A 2,220-nucleotide genomic window follows, 5' to 3' on the forward strand; every position below is an offset into this window, starting at 1 on the left:
GCAAATGATGATAATTTTCGATCCAATTTCCTTTCGTTAAAAAGTTCAGTTATTTCTAATTTTGAATCATATGCTCTATTGGAACGAAATAGTTTGGGAATTTATGAATATAGTTTGGGAAGGAGGCTATATAATGTTTCAAGTGTCAGTATTAGTACTCATAATCCAATAGACGGATATATACACTCCCATTATCAAGGGCTTTGGCCAATTTTTTCATTAAGCGATGTAAAAGTTATTTATCATATGCATGAGAATAACTTGTTGGCCAATGGTCTTGAATCCTTTTTTATTGGGGTGATCACCCAACATACTGCATATATAATGAAAATAGAAAATGAGACTGCATTTTTAGAATTTGCAGAACAAAATTTTGATTCTCAAGCTTCCTTTGAAGCTTGAGAAATCTATTTTAATAATTGGTTCACGGTAAATAGGGCTTTGCAACTTTCTGATATTCAAAGTTATGAAAGTGCCTTTTTAAAAACCTTAGAGGACGCAGGAATAGTTTTATTTAAAGGAGATAACAATTCTCTTGATTCTTGGGAAAAAAGAATATTGAATAATCAAGATCAATCAACAAAAGGAGGGTGTTAAATACATAAATTATGAAAAAATATAAAATAGTATTATTTATAGGAGTTTTTCTATTTATTTCAAATATTGGCAAAGCTCAATACATTGAAAATGATGAAATAAAGTACTTCGAGGGCAGATGGATAGCTGTGGTCAGTGGTTCTGATAGTATCGTAATGGAATTGAATATGAAAAAAAAATTCCCCATTAAAAGTGAAAGATGGGATACCGGGTATCAAATGGATGTGTTATTAATGGATATAAGTTATTATCAATCTGGTAGAAAAGTTTATTCCCCTTTAGATATAGAAAGTAAATATAGCAACCAATATTTTGTAGCAAAACTTACATCTCATTCTGTTAAAGATAATGCAACCTTAGAATTTAACTATATGGACGATAATAATACAACATTAGGAGGATTAGGGATGGGTAAATTGTTATATATAAATGGTGTTTTGGAAATGGAAATAGATAATAGACGGGAAGGAATTTACATAACGAGACCAAATGGAGATAAAAAATCGAAAAACAGTTCTAAACTATCCATTCCAAAACAGCTGACCTTTAAAAAGAAAGGGGAATAGAACCTAAATCGTTATCTAATATAATTTTCAACCCTCCTTTGATAGTAATAATCAAAGGAGGGTTAATTTTTGTAGTTACAGAAATTTTACTGCTAAAAAATAGCCTAAAAATAAGCGATATACTCCCGGATCTTGAATTATTTACTAATCACCATATGACCGCAGAAGCATATGGTAATCTAATTACAGAGGACGTGGTGCACGAGTACCCATATGCACCTGTTCCGTTCGCAAATCGGGTAGAGGGGCGCGACGCGGTTATGGCACACCTTGTAAACGTAACCCGGCTTGCTTCCAACTGGAACTTTACGGACATAACTTTTTCGGCCACGTCTGACCCCAATACAATATTTGTAGAGTTCGAAGGCGGTGGCTTAGTAACGGCAACCGGTAAAGCCTACCACCAGATATACAGCGCCCGCCTGACCATGCGGGGCGAACAAATAGCCCATTACCGGGAATTTTTTAATCCAGTGCTTCTGTTGTATTTGTAGAATCTAGCAATGGATATTCGATGTACATACTCAAATACTATGATGGTTCCAAAGATTCTAATAATACAGGAATTGATAATTATAGTTTGAGAATTCTACCAGAAAAATTTTCAGGACTAGTAACTTTAAATACATTTGATGATAAAATTCTGGCTACCTATCAATATGATAATGGAAAATATATTAGCAGGGGTTCAGTGCATGTAAATAATGGTGGAAAAAGCCAAGATAAAGTAAATGCCTCACAAATATGTTTTGATGTTGAAATGGAGTTTTCTATCGTAACGCCGATTGGCACTACAGTTGGTGAAGGAACAGAAATTAATAATTATACAGAGACAATTTCCTTTTGTGCGACCAGTCACTCCTCAGGTGGGGGGACAGGTACTGGAACTGGCTCAGGTAGTGGTTCCGGGGGAGGAGGAGGTGGTACCGGTGGCGGATCAGGGAATCCCGCTGAGTTGGAGATGGATTTAGGTGAAAGTTATGTGTATTTTGATGATTGGTTGATTGAAGACCCATGCCTTCATGTTGCAGGTTTGGCAAATGATGATAATTTTCGA

The 2,220-nt window shown here is 35.2% G+C and carries 4 protein-coding genes; all 4 read left to right on the forward strand.

Going from position 1 to position 2,220, the window contains the following annotated elements:
- Positions 1-402, forward strand: a 402-nt coding sequence (locus EL17_RS23980; RefSeq protein WP_035079943.1) for a hypothetical protein, incomplete at its 5' end; no start/stop codon positions are given.
- A 206-nt stretch (positions 403-608) separates the two neighbouring features.
- Positions 609-1,163 (forward strand): hypothetical protein, encoded by a 555-nt coding sequence (locus EL17_RS22190; RefSeq protein ID WP_035079946.1) that lies wholly within the window; start codon positions 609-611, stop codon positions 1,161-1,163.
- 155 nt (positions 1,164-1,318) lie between these two features.
- Positions 1,319-1,657 (forward strand): nuclear transport factor 2 family protein, encoded by a 339-nt coding sequence (locus EL17_RS22195; RefSeq protein ID WP_240486055.1) that lies wholly within the window; start codon positions 1,319-1,321, stop codon positions 1,655-1,657.
- A 20-nt stretch (positions 1,658-1,677) separates the two neighbouring features.
- Positions 1,678-2,220: hypothetical protein (locus EL17_RS22200; RefSeq protein WP_035079948.1), on the forward strand; the 543-nt coding region annotated here is incomplete at its 3' end.

The organism is Anditalea andensis (assembly GCF_000714815.1).
Taxonomy (GTDB): domain Bacteria; phylum Bacteroidota; class Bacteroidia; order Cytophagales; family Cyclobacteriaceae; genus Anditalea; species Anditalea andensis.